Source organism: Streptomyces sp. NPDC006510 (assembly GCF_040611955.1).
Taxonomy (GTDB): Bacteria; Actinomycetota; Actinomycetes; order Streptomycetales; family Streptomycetaceae; genus Streptomyces.
Genome location: NZ_JBEXPH010000166.1, coordinates 1 through 18153, shown reverse-complemented (window position 1 = coordinate 18153; position 18153 = coordinate 1). Strand labels below are relative to the sequence as shown.

The following is an 18153-nucleotide window of genomic DNA, read 5'->3' as shown; positions in this document are numbered from 1 at the left end:
CGGCCCCGCGCACGCGGCGCGCCGGCTCGGCGACCCCGACGTGCGGCGGCGGCTGCGCCAGGACTGCGACCGCTACTGGCGGTTCGTGCACAAGGGCCAATGGGAGAGGGTCGTCCTCGCGACCAGCCCTGCGACACCGGAGCTGGAAGGCCTGCCCTTCCCCGAGATCGCCGCGCTGCGCGGCCAGGACTGCTGGGACGCGCTCTTCGACGTCCTGCGGGCGGCGGGGTCCGACATGCCGACCGTGCAGCTCATGGGACGGCTGTTCACGCCCGAGCATGTCGCCGAGGCGGTCGCGCACCCACTGTTCTGCCTCGGCGTGGACGGCTTCACCAGCCGCACCGAGGGCCCGCTCGCGGCGCGGACCCGCCATCCGCTGTTCTTCACGGGCCACCTTCACTATCTCGCCCACCACGTGCTGCGCGCCGGAACCCTCGGCCTGGAGGAGGCAGTGCGCAAGATGACCTCGATGGTCGCCGACCACTTCCGGCTGTCCGAGCGTGGTCGTATCCGACCCGGGCAGCACGCCGACCTGACCGTGCTCGACCTCTCGGCCCTCGCCGCGCAGGACACGTTCGCCTTCACCGGCACATACGCGGTCGGTGTTCCGCACGTGCTGGTCAACGGCGAACTGGTCGTGCACCACGGCCAGCACCTAGGCACCCGTCCCGGCCGCTACCTGTCCGGGCGCTGAACCATCCCGTGCGCGCGCTCCTCCAAGTCCGCGCGCACCATACGAAAGGACACCATGAAGATCGTTGACGTCAGGGCGACCGGACTGCGCGGCGCGACGCCGGAGGGCGGTTGGCAAGAAGAGCTGGCGCAGGACGACGTCGTGCACACCCTCGTCGCCGTCCACACGGAGGACGGACACGCGGGCATCGGCAGTGTCTTCACCAGCGAGCACCTGGTGCGCGGCGCGCTGGAAGTACTGCGCCCCTTGCTGATAGGGGCGAACGCACTCGAACCCGAGCGCACCAGCGAGCGGCTGCACCGCGCCACCTTCTGGCTGGGGCGAGGCGGTGCAGTCACTCACGCGATCAGCGGCGTCGACACCGCGCTGTGGGACCTCCTCGGCAAAGCAACAGGCCAGCCAGTCGGGCGCCTTCTCGGCGGAAGGTACCGCGACCGGGTCCGCCCGTACGCCTCCCTGCTGATGGACCGGCCCGAGCCCCTGCGGGATCATCTGCTCGCGCTGCGCGAAGCGGGCTGGACGGCCTTCAAGATCGGCTGGGGTCCGTTCGGCCGCCACGACTCCGGTCTCGACGAGCGCATCGTCGCCGCCGCGCGCGAGGCCGTCGGGACCGAGGCGGCGCTGATGGTCGACGCGGGCGCCAGCGACAGCGCGTGGAGCCAGGGGTACAAGTGGGCGCTGCGCACCGCACGCATGCTCGACGACTACGGCGTTGCCTGGTTCGAGGAGCCGCTGCCTCCGGACGCGTTGGAAGACTACGCTCAGCTGCGCAGGCACGCGCCAGTCGCCATCTCCGGAGGCGAGGTGCTCACCCGACGGCAGTCGTTCCACCCCTGGATCGAGGCCGGCGCGCTCGACATCGTCCAGCCCGACGTCACGAAGGTGGGCGGCATCAGCGAGCTGCGGCGCATCGGCTGGGCTGCGCACGACCACGGCGTCAAACTCGTGCCGCACGGGTGGAACACAGCGATCGGACTCGCAGCCGACCTCCAGATCGCCTCGGCGTTGCCCGACACCGATCTCGTCGAGTACGTAACCGGCTCGCCCTACATCGACGACATCACCGCGCGTCCCTGGCAGCTCGATGAGGACGGCATGCTCAGCATTCCTGAGGAACCCGGCCTGGGGATCGAGGTGGACCCGGACAAGCTCGCCCGCTACGCCGACGCCGAGCACCTCCTCACCGTCTGACGCCGTGTGCGGGCGCCGCTGGCGGCGGGCGATCCGCTCGCTGCCGGGCCCCGCGACGGGCCGGGCGAGCACCTCCTCCTCACGCGCGGTGAGGCGGGACGACGTCCTCACCGACGACGACCTGGTTCACGTAGTAGCGGTACATCTGCCCGGCGGTGATCTTCGCGTATCCATCATGCAGGCCACGCCACACGGTCCCGACTTGCAAGAAACGGGCGATCAGCGTTTACCTCACCCCGTTCACCCTGAGCGCGAAGCAGGGCGCAACGGAGCAGGCCGAGGCCGCGCACATTCGTCGGGCGTTCCTCGTCCCGCAAGACGCCAAGCCGTACATGTCGGCGAAGAAGGTGCCCGGACAGACCGCGAAGGATCCACTGCGCCGCGCGGTGAACCGGACCCGCAGCGACAAGAACCGCGCGGCGGCCGTCAAGCAGTGCAAGCGGTACTGGGGACCCGGGCACCGGCCGGCCGACTGCCGGGCCCGTGCCGCGTACATCCGGGGTGCGTGCACGGTACGGCAGAAACAGGGAGCGCCCTTGGGCCCAGGAGGTCGACGCGAGCGTCTGTCCGTATTGAACGTACTGTTGGCTATTGACGTGAATGTGTCGCGCGAGGCGCGAACATCATTCCACGGCAAGGTTCGACACGAGGCGTGAGAAGAAACCAGACGAAGGAGTCGGCCCAAGTGAAGGCTGCACGCTATTACGACCGCGGTGACATCCGCATCGAGGACGTCCCGGAGCCCACCGTACGACCGGGCACGGTGGGCATCGACGTCGCGTATTGCGGGATCTGCGGCACCGACCTGCATGAGTACCTTGACGGACCGATCTTTGTTCCGCCGGCCGGCCATCCGCACCCGGTTTCGGGCGAGTCCGCCCCCGTGACGCTGGGTCACGAGATGTCCGGCGTTGTCTACGCGGTGGGCGATGGTGTCGAGGGCCTGAAGTCGGGCGACCGCGTCGTGGTCGAGCCGTACATCCTGCGCCCCGACGTCGACACGAGCAAGAACAACCCGACCTATCACATCTCGCCCGACATGAACTTCATCGGGCTGGGCGGCCGCGGCGGCGGGCTCGCGGAGAAGATCGTCGTCGAACGCCGGTGGGTCCACCCGGTCGGAGACATCCCGCTGGACCAGGCGGCACTCATCGAGCCACTGTCGGTGGGATACCACGCGTTCCAGCGCTCGGGCGCGAAGGCGGGCGACTTCGCTCTCGTCGGCGGCGCCGGCCCTATCGGGCTGCTCACCTGCGCGGTGCTCAAGGCGATGGGTGTCGAGGTTGCGGTCACCGAGCTCAGCTCGTTGCGCCGGCAGAAGGCGTTGGACACCGGGGTCGCCGACCACGTCATCGACCCCGCTGCCACCAATGCCGTCGAGGAGGTCCGGCGCCTCACCGGCGGCAAGGGTGCGGACGTCGCTTTCGAGGCCACGTCCGTCAACGTCGTCCTCGACACGCTGTTGGACGCCATCAGGCCCGGCGGCGTCATCACCGTCATCTCGATCTGGGGCAAGCCGGCGTCGCTCGACATGCAGAAGCTCGTCCTCAAGGAGGTCGACCTGCGCGGCACGATCGCCTACGTCAACTCCCATCCGCAAACCATCAAGCTCGTACAGGAAGGGCGCATCGACCTGGCGCCGTTCATCACCAGGACCATCGGCTTGGACGACCTCGTGACCGAAGGCTTCGAGACCCTGATCCACCACAACGAGACGGCCGTCAAGATCTTGGTGGACCCCCACTCCTGACACGGCGGCAGACCCGGCCATGGGCTGGGCTCGTTCAGCACCGCCTCACACCCGGAGGCTGACAGTGACGAGCTTTCCGACCGGACCCTGCCGCCACACTTCCGTCGTCTCCCGCCGAGCAGGCGGGGAATTCGACGGCAGTACTTTTGGGCCCGGGCTTCCGTCACGTTCGCGCGTTCCTTCCGGGACAGGGCAACGAGGTCGGCGTGGCGGACGACCGAGCCGCCCGCGCCCCAGGTGCCGTCGGGTTCAGTCGGTCAGAACTCCGTTCTGGCGAGGGGAGGGATGGTCCCGTGCTGGGCCTGCTGAGCCCGCCACTGCCCCCTCGTTGCCGCTGGACGCAGCCGACTGGGCATCGACCGGGCCCGAGTGCCGCTGGGAGCCTGAGGGGGAGGAGTCGTCGGGGGCGGGGAGCTGCGCCCCGCCGTACATCCCGAGCGCAAGCAGGGCCAGTGGATCGCTGTCCGCGTACAGGTGATCGCCGCGCGGGTGCTCAGGCGTGACGCCCAGCGTGACTCCGCAAGCCGACCGGCGAAGGCTGCGGCATCGTAAAAGGCCCAGGTCGTCGTCCGAACGACCTGGGCCTTTCCGGGGTTGCCCGTCGGAATCGAGCTGACGACCTACGTGTTACGAGCCCACCGGTGAACGTGCCGAGCTGTGTCGTCCGATTGTGTCGGGACCGCAGAACACTCCTGTGTGTACCCCACTCGGGGCGGCTTGGTCCGGCGCTACGGGCCCAAGGCGTTCAGGAGCCCTTCCTGTCGGCAGTCGGCGTGGCCCGCGCCGCGCAGCAGCATGCAGAGTGAGAGCATCGCGGACAGGCCGAGAAGCAGCGTGGACCAGAACCAGAAGCGCACCCAGGTGGCGGGGACCGGTAGCAGGATCACCAGCGCGGCCGGATACAGAACCAGCAGCCACCCCAACCGCCTCTCCGCCAAGGACTGTTGGCGCAGTCGCCTGGTCACGCCCTCGCCCGGCCCGGTGGTTCCACGGGTGGTCAGCTTCAGCCCATCGGCGATGGTCAGGCGACACGTACGTACCAGCGCGCCGATCATCGTGAGGAGCAGGGCCAGCCCCAGTAACTGGGCCCACTCGGGCACTCTGGGATGGCCTGCTGTGGTGACCACCAGCATGGGCACCGCGAACAGTACGGTGCTCAGCGCCTCGAAGGCGAAGAGCCGGGTGGCCGGGGTGCGGCTCAGTGCCGTGGACACCAACGACTCCTTGGACAGAAGTCTCCGGTGGCCGCACGTGCAACCGATCGCCCGGGGGCGGCGAGGACTACTCATGACCCCGGCTGCGCTTCGCCGGCGCCCACGCGGTCGGGCCCGCCGGACACCTGCCGGTTCGGGGCGTCGCGCGATGCCGTCAGCACGTACTCCTTCGGCTCGATGGCTCGGGTGCGACGGCGAAACCGCCAGGTCGGCGCGGGCCAGATGGTGGTGACACGGCCCGTGCGGTCCTGGTACCAGCCGGAGCAGCCGCCCGAGGCCCAGACGGTGGGAGCCATCCGGTTCTGCAGTTCGGCGTTGTACGCGTGCTGCGTCTTCGCGCGCACATCCACGGCCCCCAGGCTGCGGCTGCGCATCAGCCGCAGGGCGCTGATGAGGTAGTTGATCTGTGACTCGATCATGTAGATGAGGCTGGTGTGTCCCACGCCCGTGTTGGGGCCTGCCATCAGGAACAGGTTGGGGAATCCCGCGACGGTCGTGCCGAGGTATGCCTGTGGGCTGCCCTGCCAGACCTCGTACAGGGACCGCCCGTCATCACCTATGACGCGCTGCGCGTAGGAGGCGTCGGTGACACGGAATCCGGTTCCGAGGATCAGTACGTCCACGGGATGCGCGGTGTCGGCGGGTGCCGTGCCACCGGGTGCGGCCTGCGCGCCGCCCGGCGTGGTGAGGACGGCGTTCGGTCCGATGCTCGCGATCGGGTCGGTGACGACCTGGACGTTGGGTTGAACCAGTGCCGGGTAGTAGTCGTCGGACAGCAGGACCCGCTTGCAACCCAACGCGTAGTCCGGGGTCAGCTTGGACCGCAGCTCAGGATCATTGACCTGGCGGTGCAGATGGGCCAGTGCCTCCCGACGCCCCAGAGCGGCCATGGTGCGGTTGCCGAGCAGTGCCGGCAAAGTCGTCTCCCGAGCCATGTACTCCCAGCCTCGCGCCAGTCGCTGCACCGGCGGAGCCAGCCGGAACAGGCGACGCTGCCATTCCGGGACCGGACGGTCCCGGCGCGGGGCGATCCAGGACGGAGTGCGCTGAAAGACCGTCACATGCTTGGCCGTGCGCTGCAGATGGGGGATGAACTGGACGGCGCTTGCACCGGTCCCGAGCACGCCGACTCGCTGGGCCGACAGGTCCAGGTCGTGCCTCCACCGGGCGGAGTGGAACAACTCTCCGGTGAAACCCTTCAGGCCGGGCAGGGAGGGGATGGCCGGCTCCGAAAGGGGTCCTTGGGCCATCACCACCAGCCCGGCGCTGAGTGGTCCGGTGCTGGTTTCCAGCTCCCAGCGCAGCAGCCGAGGGTCCCAGGTGGCACGCTGCAGCTCGCAGCCGAGCCGAAGACAGGGCGTCAGGTCGTATTCGTCGACGCAGCGCTTCAGGTACCGCTCGATCTCTTCCTGAGGCGCGAAGCGCCTGCTCCAGGTGGGGTTGGGTGCGAACGAGAACGAGTACAGGCGCGAGGGTACGTCGCAGGCACACCCGGGATAGGCGTTGTCCCGCCATGTGCCGCCGACTTCATCGGCCCGCTCCAGTATCAGCAGGTCGCGGTAGCCCTCCTGCAGCAGCCGGACGGCTGTGCCGAGGCCCGCAAATCCGGCGCCGACGATAACGACGGACACGTGACGTTCGGGTGAGGCGCCGCCCGGCCCGGTACGCCGATGCCGCGCCGCGACCGGCCCATGGGGGGCCGGATCCGTGCTGTGCGGGTCGGTCATGATCCTCCTCCAACAATGGTCGCTCACTTCGAATACGATCGTATAGCCTACGATCGTATTGCACGTGATGAATGGAGTGCGGGATGAGGATTCTGGCTCTCGGCGGACCCGGAGCGATGGGTGCCGTGGCGGTACGTGTGGCGGCCGGACTCCCCGGCGTCACCGAGATCGTGGTGGCCGACCGGCACCTGGAGGCGGCTCGGACACTGGTCTGCCGGCTCGCCGAGGACGGCACGGGTGGCGCGCCGATGCGGGCGCTCACGGTGGATGTGACCGACAGCGGCGGCCTGCACGCCGCTCTGGAGGGCGCGGACGTCGTGCTCAACACCGTTGGCCCGTACTACCGCTTCGGCCTGACCGTGCTGCGGGCCGCGATCGCGACCGGGACCCACTACCTGGACATCTGCGACGACTGGGAACCGACCTTGCAGATGCTCGGCCTCGACGAGGAGGCCCGGGCCGCCGGCGTCCGCGCCGTGGTGGGAATGGGCGCCAGCCCCGGTGTCAGCAATCTGCTGGCCACACGCGCCGTCCGGCAACTGGACCATGTCCAGGACCTGTACACCGCATGGCCCGTCGACGTCTCCGGCACTGGCGGGGACGACGAGCAGCTGAGCGACCCCGACGGGCGCCCCAGCGCGGCCGCCGTGCACTGGATGGAGCAGATCAGCGGGGAAGTGGCGGTGGTCAGCGACGGCCGACTCGTCCACCGGCGGCCACTCCTGCCGGTCGCGCTCTCCGTATCGGCCGGACACTCCGGCACGGCCTACACCGTCGGCCACCCCGAGCCGGTCACTCTGCACCGCAGTTTCCGGCCGGCCGGCGAGGCCGCCAACCTCATGGTCGTCACCGCGGGCACGGTGGCCTACCTCGATGTCCTGCGCCGCGACATCGACGCCGGGAAACTCACCAACGAGACCGCGGCGGCCGATCTGGCCAAGCCGTCGGCGTCCCGCGCGCTGCGGGCCACTGCGGGCGCCATGACCCGTAAGGGGCCCGGATCACTGCCCCCGTTCTTCGCCACCGCCACGGGCACCCGCGACGGCCGCCGCGTCACCGCTCTGGCCCGGCTCGCCGATACGCCCGGTGCCTCGGCGCTGCTCAACGACATGGCGGAGGCGACCGGTCTGCCCCTGGCGCTGGGGCTTGCGCAACTACTGGACGGCACCGGTGGCCACCTCGGCGTCCACCCGCCGGAGACAGCCATCGACGCCGAACGCTTCTTCCTCGACCTGGCACGTCATGTGCCCGACCTGCCCGGCGACGACGGCCCTCGCGATGGCGTGATCATCGACGTGACCCCGGCCGAGTGAAGCGCGACAGGAGATACGACGTGCCATCGAAAGAAGTCACCACGCCCCCCACCGAGTTCGTCGACGTCGCGGGACGTGCCGTCCGCTACACCGCGACGGGCAGTGGCCCCCCGGTGCTTCTGCTGCACGGCCTGGACCGCAGCCTGGCGGACTGGGCACCGCTCCAGGCCGCCCTGCCCGATCACCGGCTCATCGCGATCGACGTCCCCGGGTTCGGCGGGTCGCAGCCCCTGCCGGACTGCCGGCTCGCCTCACTGGCCGGGCACGTCGAGCGGGTGCTCGACCGGCTCGGCCTCACGTCCGCCGTACACATGGTGGGCAATTCCCTCGGTGGCGCCATCGCGATGCAGCTCACCGCACATGCCCCCGCGCGCGTGTCCTCGCTGACGCTGCTCAACAGCGCTGGATTCGGCCGCGAGACCACCTGGGCGCTGCGCATCCTCGACCTGCCGCTGCTCTGGCGGCTGCTCCTGCGCCCCGATGAGGCGAACGCGCGGTTGACGGAGCGTTCCCTCTTCCACGATCCGGACTTCGCGACCCCCGAACGGATCGCCGCGGCACTTGCTCTCGCCCGCCGCGAAGGGGCTGCCCGGACGCTGCGGCAGGTGGCCCGCGAGCTCGGTTCCTGGCGCGGCGTACGTTCCGGCTGGCGTACGGAGCTGCTGGCGGAGGTCTCGGCGCTCGATACCCCGACACTCGTCGCCTGGGGCACCCACGACCGCATCCTCCCCGCCCGTCACCTCATCAACGCCGCGTCCGCCCTGCCCCGGGCACGCACCCATCTCTTCCCGCGAACCGGTCACCTGCCACAGATCGAGCGCACCGACGAGACAGCCGCTCTGCTCAGCTCTTTCTGGAACGACCTGTGAAGCGCGTCGCGCGAGCGTGAGGGCCCGGCGGCGGGAGCGACGCGCAGGAGTCCCGGCCCCGGCCGCCCTGCGCACGCCCGTCGTCGCGCCACGCGCGGGCGTGCCCGAGCACCCCACATGCCGGGCCGTGATCACACCGAACCGGCACGTCACGCGCGGGCGTGCGCGAGCACCAGCGCGACCACACCGTCCTCGGCCCGGGCGTGGTCGTTCGTGTCCGGCCACTCCTCCTTGGCGAGCTCATGCTTCTTCGCCGCGTACCTGTCCCGGTCCGCCCGGTCGTGGCGCGGCCGGGCGCGCAGATCCCGGTAGTCCCGAATCTCTTCCGCGCCCTCGCCGTAGACATGCAGGTGCGCATCGCGCTCGGGAGTGCGCAGCATCCGGTGGCCTCTCTCGCGCACCCGCAGTTCGACCCCTCTGCCACGAGTGCCGGGACGAAAGCCTCCTCGTCGGCGTCATCGACGATCAGAAGCATGTCGATGATCGGTTTCGCCGCCGGCCCCGGCACCGAGGTCGACCCGATGTGCTCGATCCGCGCCATCTCCCCGAGCGCACGGCGAACTCTTGTAACGAGCGCGACGAACCGGTTGCCACAGTCCTGATCGGGGGCGACCACAACGATCGGCCTCGCCTCGTGGCCCCCGATCAGGACCTGGTCGGGCAGTCGGCACCACTCTCGGTACCCATGAGCCGAAGCTACTCTATTTCGTAAACGATCGAATCGATCCCGATCGCTCCTCGATTCGTCATCCCGACTCGGCAGCCCACGCAGCACCCCGACCAACCATCTCGACGACGCTCGAAAGGCCCACCACCCCATGCCTGGAACGGATTCACCCCGCACTCCGGAACCGGCCGTCCAGGTCCCCACCCGGACGCTCGTCGAGGCACTGATCCGCACCGACCACACTGTCGACACCGGCGAGCTCTACGGCATCGCCCCGCTGCTCGGCATGACCGACCAACAGGTGCGGCTGTGCGTCAAGCGGCTGGTGACGGAGGGGCGCTTCACCCAGGAAGGCAGGGGGCGCAAAGCAGTCCTGCGGGCCACCGGAGCGACCGAGCAGGCGCTCGGGCCCGACGTCGAGTTCGTCGCGCACGCCTTCCGGCAGGACGCGGGCCTCGCACCCTGGGACGGCATCTGGCACCTCGTCGCCTTCGCGGTCCCCGAGACCGCCCGCACCGCACGCGACGCCCTGCGGGCCGCACTCACCCGGCTCGGCGGCGCCGCCGTGCAGGGCGGGCTCTACTTGAGCGCCAACGCCTGGGAGCCCTACGTCGAAGACCAGGCCCGTAACCTCGATGTCCTCGACCACCTCACGCTACTGACGACGGACAACCTGCGCCAGGGCAACGAACACGACCCCGCCGCACTCGCCCGCGCCCTGTGGCCGCAGGACGAGATCGCCGACCGCTACCAGCGACTTGCCTCCGTCGCCCGACCGCGGCTGCGCCGGCTCCGGGAGGACGCCGATCTCCTCGGTCCCCAGCGGCTGGCCATCGCGATCGAACTGGCCGCCGAGTTCACCCGCGCCATGGAGCCCGACCCCCTCCTGCCCCCGGAGCTGCTGCCCCAGCCCTGGCCCGGCACCCAGGCCCGTCAACTCGTCGCACAGTGCTGGTCACTTCTGGAGGAACACGTGGAGGGGAGCGAGCGGGTCAGCCTTTTCCAGCTCTACCGCGAGGTGGTCCGCCCAGGAGCCGCCGACAGCTGAGGTCCGCGACATCCACTGGCTCGCGGGCCCTCGGCGTCCGACACCGTCCCGTGACCATGAGCCGGCCGTAGTCCGTGGCCCGTCAGGCACCCGGTCGCCCGGTGGACCGGCGAAGGTCCGGTGCGGGCTCCTGCGAGGGCCCCATGCACGTCGTCGACCGCAGCGTGATCCGTAACTCCGTGATCAATACCTCTCGACCGCATCGAGCAGAAGGCCCCGGCATGTTCCCCACTGCGTTCACCGACCTGTGGGGAGACTCCCGAAAGATTGGTCTTCTGCGCGCGTCCGGCCTCCAGCATCGCCGCGTAGGTGGGGTGGGAGGCGTTGCGGGTGAAGCGCCGCAGGATCGCCTCGGTGGACGCGGTCTCGACCCGGCCCGCCAGGCTCCAGCCGCGCTCCGCCCAGTGCGGGCGGGCGCTGATCAGGCAGCGCGCCGGGGCAGGTGGCACGGGCGGCGGCCCCGTTCGATACGTTGGCCACCCCTCCCGCTGTGAGTCGGCGCCGTAATGGCAAGGGTGGCCGCTCGTCCTAGTCGGCGGTGGGGAAGCCGCAGTCGTTGCCCATGCACATCTGGATGGGCAGGATGTTCACGTTGGAGTCGCCGAAGTCGATGTCGTCCGCGGCAGCGCTGCCGGCGCCGGTGACGAGGCAGGTCAGGGCCAGGGCAGTGGCGGCGAGGGCGGCTCGAATGGTCATTGCTCTCCCAGGGGGTTCCGTTGCGGGCCCACGAATGCTCACAGATTGCCCCCATATCCGGTTCGTGGTGCGCCCCTCATAGAGCCGTCCGAACTCATGGTGAGACCGCTTGCCCGCCAACTGGGCATCAGTTCCCCCGACCCCGGGGCGACATCGTCTTTCGTCGCTGTCGGCCCGTACTCAAAGGGGCTGTTGGGCCCTCGAAATTTGGGAGTCTTCGCTTCCGTGTCCGGGGTGGTTCTCGGTTCGGTGTCCGGTCCTTGGGCGGACACCAGCATGGAGGCCGGCACGCCCCACCACCTGCATGCCGAGGCGGTCGCGCACATCGCCGGCGGTCCGTCCGAGCTGTATGTGCCGGACGAGTGGGAGGCGGTGGCCCGGGCGTTCGCGGCCCGCCCGGGGGCGACGGTTTGCTGTTGCGGCGGGCGCCGTGGTTGGTGGTGTCGGAGACGAACGCGGCTGAGGTCGCGCGCCGGGTCGCGGTCCGTCCGAAGGCGTACCGTCGCTGCAAGCAGTTCCTGGCCCACCGGTACGCGCACGTGCTGGCAGACTCCGGGGCGCTGACCGGTCTCGTGGCCGACCTGGAGGTCGTGCCGTACGGCCACGGTCCGCAACAGGAGGCGCTGCTCGGGGTGGCGGGTGGACGGCTGCGTCGTGACATCCGCGCGAAGGCGGGCACCGGCGACGCGGCGGTCTGACCGGGACCGGGAGACGGACGGCGGGCGCGGCGGTGTTCAGTTGCCGTCGCGCGCTGCTGTCCCCAGCTCGGTCTCGATCCACTCCACGTCGCATCGGACCACGTCCGGTGCCTCGAAGAGGTGGCTGTCGGCAGCGCCGACGAGTCCGGTGCGGCCGATGCCGTCGGCGAGCATGGCCTCGGCGGTGACCGTGAACGGCCAGGCGCCATCGGGCACCACGCGCCCGTGGTCGTACGCCTCCGTCCCGGTGTCGACGTCCCGGAACCGGCGCCACACCCGGCGCCCTTCGACCGTGATCGGCTGCTCGTACTCGACGTACTGCTTGCCGGGGGCTTCGGCCAGCGCCTCGGCGTGGTGCAGCAGTGTGAGCGAGTCCAGGGGCGCGCCCAGCAGCAGGACGCGGCCGCCGCTCGCCGCGAGCCGCGCCAGTGGGCTGTCCGGGCCGTGCGGATCGTCCCACGGGCCCGGCCGTTGGCGCGTTCGATCAGTTCCTTCTCGTCCATGGAACCGAGCCTGCGGCCGCGCCGGTGAGCGGCGGGTGGCGTACGCGCGTCGATATGCCGCTGCGATGGGGCGAGTTGCCCAGGACCAGCTCGAACTCCGGCAGTGTGATCGGCATGGGTGCGCCGTCTGCCGGTGCCCGGACGAACGCGTCGACCGCCGCGCGGTCGTGGCACCGTCGTGGCCACGATCGCGCCCGCCGCACCCCGTCAGCTGGGTCGTTCCGCGTGAGGCACGACCCTGGAGCGGAGCGGTTGACACGTGATCGGCCCATGGACGAGACACCGCCGTGGTCAGTCACTCTGTACACCGCGACCAAGGCGTGAACGTGCAGATCAGGGCGACTATCAGTGGTGCCCCCTGCAGCCAGCTGCGACTTGGCACCAGCGGGTGGAGGGTGGGTCGTGCACCATGCCCTCCCCAAGCCCGTCGCGATCCGGAGCACAAGGCGTCAGCCTGCCATTACGGGAGCGCGTATCGGTGGGATGACCGATGTGCGGGGGTAACGGCGTGGCCATAGTTCTTGGGAGATCGTTCGCGGGTGGCCGTGGTGCGCCCCGATCTTCGAAAGGACCCTTCTGTGGACATGTATGCGGATCTGGTGTTTCTCGGTGGGCGGGTGGTCACGGTCGATGCCGAGTTCTCCGTCGCCTCGGCCCTGGCGGTGACCGGTGGGATCATCAGTGCCGTCGGTGGGCGGGACGACGTCGCGCCGCTCGTCGGACCCGGCACCCGCGTTGTCGACCTGCGTGGGGCGACACTGCTTCCCGGTATCAACGACTCCCATCTGCACGGGTGCGCCTTCGGCATGGCGACGCCTCCGCTCTCCCTCGACCTCGGCCATCCCGCCGTGTCCTGCCTCGCGGACGTGGCCGAGGCGGTACGGGAGGCCGTCGGGCGAGTTCCGGGTGGGCAGTGGATCACGGGGCACGGCTGGGACCCCGGTTACCTCGACGAGTGCGTCTCCGATCCGTCGCGGCTGCCCTCTCGGCGCGACCTCGACGCCGTGAGCCCGGACCACCCCGTCGTCCTGTACTCCTTCTCCGGGCACGCCACCTGGGTCAACTCCAAGGCACTGGAACTCATAGGGATCGACCGGCACACCGTCGCACCGCCCGGCGGAGCCATCGTCGTGGACGAAGCCGGGGAGCCGACCGGGCTGCTCCACGAGGGGGCCCAGGCCCTCGTCCAGAACGCGCTGCCGCCGCTGAGCCGACAGGAGCGGACCGACGCGATCAGGTCGGCCCTCACCACGCTCGCCCGCCTCGGAGTGACCAGCTACACCGAGCCCGGGCTCGGCCCCGGCGGCGACGGCATCATGCGGGGCGCGCTCGGCGCGGAGACCCTCGACGTCTACCGTCGGCTGCTGGCCGACGGTGAACTCACCGCCCGCCTCGGCGTCCTGGTCCTGCCCACCGGAATGGCGAGCACCGCCGAGGAGTTCGCCCAGACTCTCACCGCCCTCGGTGATACCGGCGACGCCGACCCGCGCCGTCTCGCGATCCACGGGGTCAAGATCTTCGCCGACGGCATCGTCCCCAACAAGACGGCCTGGATGCACGAGCCGTACGTCGGCGGTGGCTGCGGCTCCCTGTGCGTCGGCGGCGAGACCGACGCCGAGCGGACCGCCGAGATCGACGCCATGATCCGGTATGCCCACGCCGCCGGGCACCAGCTGGGCGTGCACGTCACTGGTGACCGGGCCAGCGACACCATCGCGGACGCCTTCGCCGCGGCCATGGCCGAGCACCCGCGGCCCGACGCCCGCCACTACGTCATCCACGGCGACTTCCTCACCGCACACAGCATGAAGGTGCTGGCCGCACATGACTTCGGCGTCAACATGAACCCCACCATCAAGTGGACGGTCGCCGACATGGAGGAGGACTTCGTCGGCGCCGAGCGGGCCGCGTACGCATGGCCCTACCGCGATGCCATCGACGCAGGCGTGCGGGTCGCGAGCGGGTCCGACGCCCCCGTCACAGACCCGGACTGGCGCCAGGGCGTCGCCACCATGCTGCTGCGCGAGTCGAAGGCCACCGGCCGGGTCAGCGGCCCCGAGCAGCGCATCGGCCTGGCCGAGGCGATCCGTACGTACACGATCGACGCGGCCTGGCAGGACTTCGCCGACGACTGGAAGGGCTCCCTGGAGCCGGGCAAGGTCGCCGATCTCTGTGTGCTCGACGGAGACCTGCTCACCGCCGACCCCCACGACATCCCGGAGATGCCCGTCGTCCTCACTGTCATGGACGGGCAGGTCGTGCACGACACCCTTCGCGATTGACGTATTCCGGGCGCTTGATCATCCTTGGACGATGGCAGCGGAGCGGAGCACAGCGGACATCCTGGACGCGGCCGTCCACGTCCGCGAGGCCGCCAGGAGCGCCACGAGCGGCGTGACCGGCGTCGACACGGTCCTGGCGGCGCTGTCAGAGGTGATGGAGTACGACCACGCTTCCCTGACCCGGTGGGACCCGCTGCGCCGGCGCCACACCACCCTCGCCGGGAGCTACCCGGACGAAGCCACGGCCTACATCGAGACCCGTCTCCACCACGATCCGATGTTTTCCGTGCTCCGCAGCCCGGCCCGAGGCGGTCTCTGGCTCAGGGACGTCCCCGGGCAGCTCCTGGCTGCATCCCCGGGCTTCCAGGAGGTGTTGTGTCCGCTCGGCATCGAGGACGGCGTGGCCCAGTGCCTCTTCGCCGCCGACGGCCGGTACGTCGGCATGCTGAACGTCAGCACCCGCAGGCTGCGGCGCACGCCCGATCCGGCGCGCGCCGTGGTCACCCTGCTCACCGAGGCCCTCGCCGCGGCCGTCGGCCCCTGCGCGGGCCCGTCGCCCGAGGAGATCGCCGCGGCCGATCCCTCCGTGGACGCGCGGCGGCCCGGCGGACTCTCGCCACGGGAGCTCCAGGTGCTGGCCGAACTGACCGTCGGCCGCACCAACCGGGAGATCGCCGAGCGGCTGCACATCACGCCGCGCACCGTAGGGACCCACATCGAGCACATCCTCGCCAAGCTCGACCTTCCCAACCGTGCGGCAGCCGCCGCCCGAGCCGCCGCCTGGGGAATCGAACCCTCCCGCTGACACAAGCCCGGCGGCGCAGAACGCTTGGACCACAGGCGTGTTCTTGCGGGTCACGCGTTTCGCCTCCTCAAGCAGGGGCCAGCTGTCGTCGTCCTCGGACGGGTGCCGGACCATGCGACCATGCGCTTCAGCTTTCGCTGCCGGCCGACTTCTTCGCGCGGGTCCTCGACGCTTCCCGAGCCCTGGCGTGGGACACCGTCTACGTCGGTGATCACCCCATGAACGATGTCTTCCCGGCCGCGCGAACCGGCGCTCAGCCAGGTCGCCGGGACGACCGTGATGAAGAACTGCGGGCCGTTGGAGTGTCGACCGCAGCGTCCATGTACCTGCCTAGTACCGGCCTATGTGGCGAGCGGAGGTACCGGGCGAGCGGAGCCCGCTACCCGGGGAAGGGGGCGACCGCCTGTCCGTCGGTCAGCGCGTTGAGCCGTGCGGCCGCGGCGTCGTCGAGGAAGAAGAGCGTCATGGCCTGGCCGTTGTGCCGGACATGGAAGCGCCGGTCCCCGTGTTCCAGCTCGTCGATGAGATAGCCGACCACCATCAGGTCGGCCCAGTCGTCCCTGACTTCGATGGGCCAGTTGACCCGCCGGCCGTCGGCCGTGTACTCGATCCACGCCTCCTCCGCGCCGAGGTCGACGTGGTCCCGCAGGCCGGACAGCGCGTCCGGCAGGCCGGCGATCCGGCACAGCTGCCGGGCGATCGCCACGTACGAACCCCGGCCACGGACGCACTCGGTGTCGAAGTGCCACGCCCGGTCACAGAACCACCGCTCCCACGGCTCGTCCTCGACCGCGCAGCCCAGCGCGAACAGCACCAGGTCGAATGGCTTGCGCTCGTACGCCTCCCGCGGCCACGAGTACAACAACTCGTCCACGGTCCGGCCGGCCGCGAGCGGCAGCCCCAGTTCCGCCAGCCTGTCCAGCTGATCTTCAAGTCGCATGACCGGGATCGTAACCGCCACCTCGGACAACACCCCGGACGCTGCGAGGACGGCTCCGAACCCGGGGGTACCGCAGCGTGGTTCGCCACGCTCATGCCGGTCGGCGGGACGGATGTGCGTGTGGCAGCTCCCGGTCCTGCACGCGCAGTGGGCCCGAGGCCCGCGGGAGGCCCGGAGGCGGGCCTTGAGGTGGGCGACCGCGGCCGCACGGCCGGCGGTCGCGGACAGCAGACGCTGCTCGGCCCAGGAGGGATGGTCGCACGAGACGCGCACCGTCGCGCTGCCGCGTCCGACAGCGTTTTCAGTCTGCGGCGCGCCGCTGTCGGCCTGCCCGCGTTTCGCACGGGCCGTTCGTCCGGCCCGACCTCCGTCGGCCGGTCTGGCCCGGCTGCCCGCACGCTGTTCAGTGTTCGAGTCCGCCGGCTGTTGACCCTCGACCTGGTGGAGGGCTCAGAGTTCTGGGTGTGGAGAGCGAGATGCGCAGTATTGGTGAGATGGCCCGGGACAGTGGACTGAGCGTGAGCGCTTTGCGGTTCTACGACGGCACTGGCGTGCTGGTCCCGGCCTGGGTGGATCCGGTGAGCGGCTACCGCTGGTACGGCCCCGAGCAGTTTGAGGAGGCCCAATTGCTGGCCCGGCTGCGCCGGGCTGGTATGCCGTTGGCGGACATTCGGCTGGTACTGGCCGGATGGTCCGGTTCGGACACCGACCTGGTGCGGAAGCTGCTCCAGGCGCATCTGCTCCGTCTCGAACTGGGGCTGTCCGATGCCCGCGATGAGTTCTTCACGATCCGAGCGCTACTCGAATGCAGGGAGAACCCCATGACTTCGCTCCGCACCACGACCGTCCGGTCGGCTGTCGCCGCACCTGAGCTGGCCGCCGCGCTGGACGCGGTCCGCTTCGCCGCCAGTACCGACCCGGAGCTGCCGATGCTCGGCGGTGTCCTGTTCGACATCGAGGGCGACGAACTCCGTGTCGTGGCCACCGACCGGTACCGGATGGCTGTCGCACAAGCTGGTACCACCGGCTATGGCGGGCCCCGTGTGCAGGTCATAGTGCCTTCCCCGCTCGCCGACGCGATGCGGGCGCTGCTGAGTGACGACGCATCAGTTCAGCTCACTGTGGATGGTGACCGCGTGGCCTTGGACACGGGGGGCCGTCAGGCAGCCGGCCAGTGCCACGATCAGGACTTTCCTGATTACCGTCGCCTCGTCCGCCTGCCGGCAGGGCGCCGTGCCCTTGTCGATGTCCCGGCCTTCCGGGAGGCGGTGGAAACCGGCCCTGTCCGTGCAAGCGAGGTGCGGGAGCAGGACGGAGTTTCCTGCGATCTCATCGTGCTCAAGGTGGCGGCCGACGGTGTGGTGACCGTCTGTGAAGACGGAGACGACGATCAGGACCATGTCGCAGTCAACCGCGAGTTCCTGCTGCATGCCCTCGCCGCCGGAGCCCGGAACCAATTGGTTCTGGAGTTCGGCGCCCCTACGGCGCCCCTGGCGATTCGCCGGACCGATACCGAGGACACCTATTCGATACTGATGCCTGTCCGCCTGGAGAACTGATCATTGGGGAAGGTGCTCCGCGGGTCTCGCTTGGGATCGTCGCCCACATCGAGGCACAGCCTCCCGAGCGACCAGACAGCGCCCCGGACTTCTCGACCGGGGCGCTGTTACTGACTTCGGCCCGTTGGGGTGAACCTTCTCGAAGTCCCTGACGCGTTCGCCGTAATGGCTGTATTCCGTGGTGTGTGAGGTATGCG

Annotated in this window: 16 protein-coding genes and 3 pseudogenes; 12 read left to right on the top strand and 7 right to left on the bottom strand. The window is 70.0% G+C overall.

Annotated features, from left to right (window positions below; translation table 11 throughout):
- The 4 genes from ABZY11_RS34080 to ABZY11_RS34065 form a co-directional block, all read left to right on the top strand.
- Window positions 1-694, top strand: a 694-nt coding sequence (locus tag ABZY11_RS34080) for an amidohydrolase family protein (protein WP_356482874.1), incomplete at its 5' end; no start/stop codon positions are given.
- Between the two features lie 54 nt (window positions 695-748).
- The gene (locus tag ABZY11_RS34075; RefSeq protein ID WP_356482873.1) at window positions 749-1885 is read left to right on the top strand and encodes a mandelate racemase/muconate lactonizing enzyme family protein; all 1137 of its coding nucleotides are present in this window, start codon (window positions 749-751) and stop codon (window positions 1883-1885) included.
- A gap of 155 nt (window positions 1886-2040) precedes the next feature.
- Window positions 2041-2541: a hypothetical protein gene (locus tag ABZY11_RS34070; RefSeq protein WP_356482872.1), complete on the top strand. Its 501-nt coding sequence runs from the start codon at window positions 2041-2043 to the stop codon at window positions 2539-2541.
- 29 nt (window positions 2542-2570) lie between these two features.
- Window positions 2571-3635, top strand: coding sequence for a 2,3-butanediol dehydrogenase (locus tag ABZY11_RS34065; protein WP_356482871.1), 1065 nt, complete (start codon window positions 2571-2573; stop codon window positions 3633-3635).
- A 728-nt stretch (window positions 3636-4363) separates the two neighbouring features.
- Here ABZY11_RS34065 and ABZY11_RS34060 read toward each other — a convergent pair.
- Window positions 4364-4849, bottom strand: a complete 486-nt coding sequence (locus ABZY11_RS34060; protein WP_356482870.1) for a hypothetical protein — start codon at window positions 4847-4849, stop codon at window positions 4364-4366.
- Window positions 4850-4920: 71 nt separating this feature from the next.
- On the bottom strand, window positions 4921-6480 hold the full coding sequence (locus tag ABZY11_RS34055; protein ID WP_356482869.1) for an NAD(P)/FAD-dependent oxidoreductase: 1560 nt from the start codon (window positions 6478-6480) through the stop codon (window positions 4921-4923).
- 179 nt (window positions 6481-6659) lie between these two features.
- Here ABZY11_RS34055 and ABZY11_RS34050 point away from each other — a divergent pair, with 179 nt between their 5' ends.
- On the top strand, window positions 6660-7889 hold the full coding sequence (locus tag ABZY11_RS34050; protein ID WP_356482868.1) for a saccharopine dehydrogenase NADP-binding domain-containing protein: 1230 nt from the start codon (window positions 6660-6662) through the stop codon (window positions 7887-7889).
- A gap of 20 nt (window positions 7890-7909) precedes the next feature.
- Window positions 7910-8758 carry an alpha/beta fold hydrolase gene (locus ABZY11_RS34045; RefSeq protein WP_356482867.1) on the top strand — a complete coding sequence of 283 codons (849 nt, stop codon included), beginning with the start codon at window positions 7910-7912 and terminating at the stop codon, window positions 8756-8758.
- Between the two features lie 149 nt (window positions 8759-8907).
- On the opposite strand, the gene ABZY11_RS34040 is transcribed toward ABZY11_RS34045, so the two are convergent.
- Window positions 8908-9159 carry a GrpB family protein gene (locus ABZY11_RS34040; RefSeq protein ID WP_356482866.1) on the bottom strand — a complete coding sequence of 84 codons (252 nt, stop codon included), beginning with the start codon at window positions 9157-9159 and terminating at the stop codon, window positions 8908-8910.
- 14 nt (window positions 9160-9173) lie between these two features.
- Window positions 9174-9578, bottom strand: a pseudogene (locus tag ABZY11_RS34035) (GrpB family protein); the annotation flags it as partial.
- On the opposite strand from ABZY11_RS34035, the gene ABZY11_RS34030 reads away from it, so the two are divergent.
- Complete coding sequence (locus ABZY11_RS34030) at window positions 9577-10473, top strand: PaaX family transcriptional regulator C-terminal domain-containing protein (RefSeq protein WP_356482865.1); 897 nt, start codon at window positions 9577-9579, stop codon at window positions 10471-10473. The pseudogene ABZY11_RS34035 and the gene ABZY11_RS34030 sit on opposite strands and share 2 nt — an antisense overlap.
- A 528-nt stretch (window positions 10474-11001) precedes the next feature.
- On the opposite strand, the gene ABZY11_RS34025 is transcribed toward ABZY11_RS34030, so the two are convergent.
- Window positions 11002-11169 (bottom strand): hypothetical protein, encoded by a 168-nt coding sequence (locus tag ABZY11_RS34025; protein ID WP_356482864.1) that lies wholly within the window; start codon window positions 11167-11169, stop codon window positions 11002-11004.
- Window positions 11170-11609: 440 nt separating this feature from the next.
- Between ABZY11_RS34025 and ABZY11_RS34020 the strand changes: the two genes are divergently transcribed.
- Window positions 11610-11867 (top strand): hypothetical protein, encoded by a 258-nt coding sequence (locus ABZY11_RS34020; protein ID WP_356482863.1) that lies wholly within the window; start codon window positions 11610-11612, stop codon window positions 11865-11867.
- A 36-nt stretch (window positions 11868-11903) separates the two neighbouring features.
- On the opposite strand, the pseudogene ABZY11_RS34015 reads toward ABZY11_RS34020, so the two are convergent.
- Window positions 11904-12329, bottom strand: a pseudogene (locus tag ABZY11_RS34015) (AAC(3) family N-acetyltransferase); the annotation flags it as partial.
- Window positions 12330-12954: 625 nt separating this feature from the next.
- On the opposite strand from ABZY11_RS34015, the gene ABZY11_RS34010 reads away from it, so the two are divergent.
- From ABZY11_RS34010 to ABZY11_RS34000, 3 genes and pseudogenes are all read left to right on the top strand, one after another.
- Window positions 12955-14652, top strand: a complete 1698-nt coding sequence (locus ABZY11_RS34010; protein ID WP_356482875.1) for an amidohydrolase — start codon at window positions 12955-12957, stop codon at window positions 14650-14652.
- Between the two features lie 31 nt (window positions 14653-14683).
- Complete coding sequence (locus tag ABZY11_RS34005) at window positions 14684-15457, top strand: LuxR C-terminal-related transcriptional regulator (RefSeq protein ID WP_356482862.1); 774 nt, start codon at window positions 14684-14686, stop codon at window positions 15455-15457.
- A gap of 143 nt (window positions 15458-15600) precedes the next feature.
- Window positions 15601-15699 (top strand): annotated as a pseudogene (locus ABZY11_RS34000) (HAD family hydrolase); the annotation flags it as partial.
- Between the two features lie 137 nt (window positions 15700-15836).
- On the opposite strand, the gene ABZY11_RS33995 reads toward ABZY11_RS34000, so the two are convergent.
- A complete protein-coding gene (locus ABZY11_RS33995; protein WP_356482861.1) occupies window positions 15837-16397 on the bottom strand; it encodes a hypothetical protein in 561 nt (186 codons plus the stop codon).
- Between the two features lie 464 nt (window positions 16398-16861).
- Here ABZY11_RS33995 and ABZY11_RS33990 point away from each other — a divergent pair, with 464 nt between their 5' ends.
- Window positions 16862-17956 (top strand): MerR family transcriptional regulator, encoded by a 1095-nt coding sequence (locus ABZY11_RS33990; protein WP_356482860.1) that lies wholly within the window; start codon window positions 16862-16864, stop codon window positions 17954-17956.
- Window positions 17957-18153 lie beyond the last annotated feature (197 nt).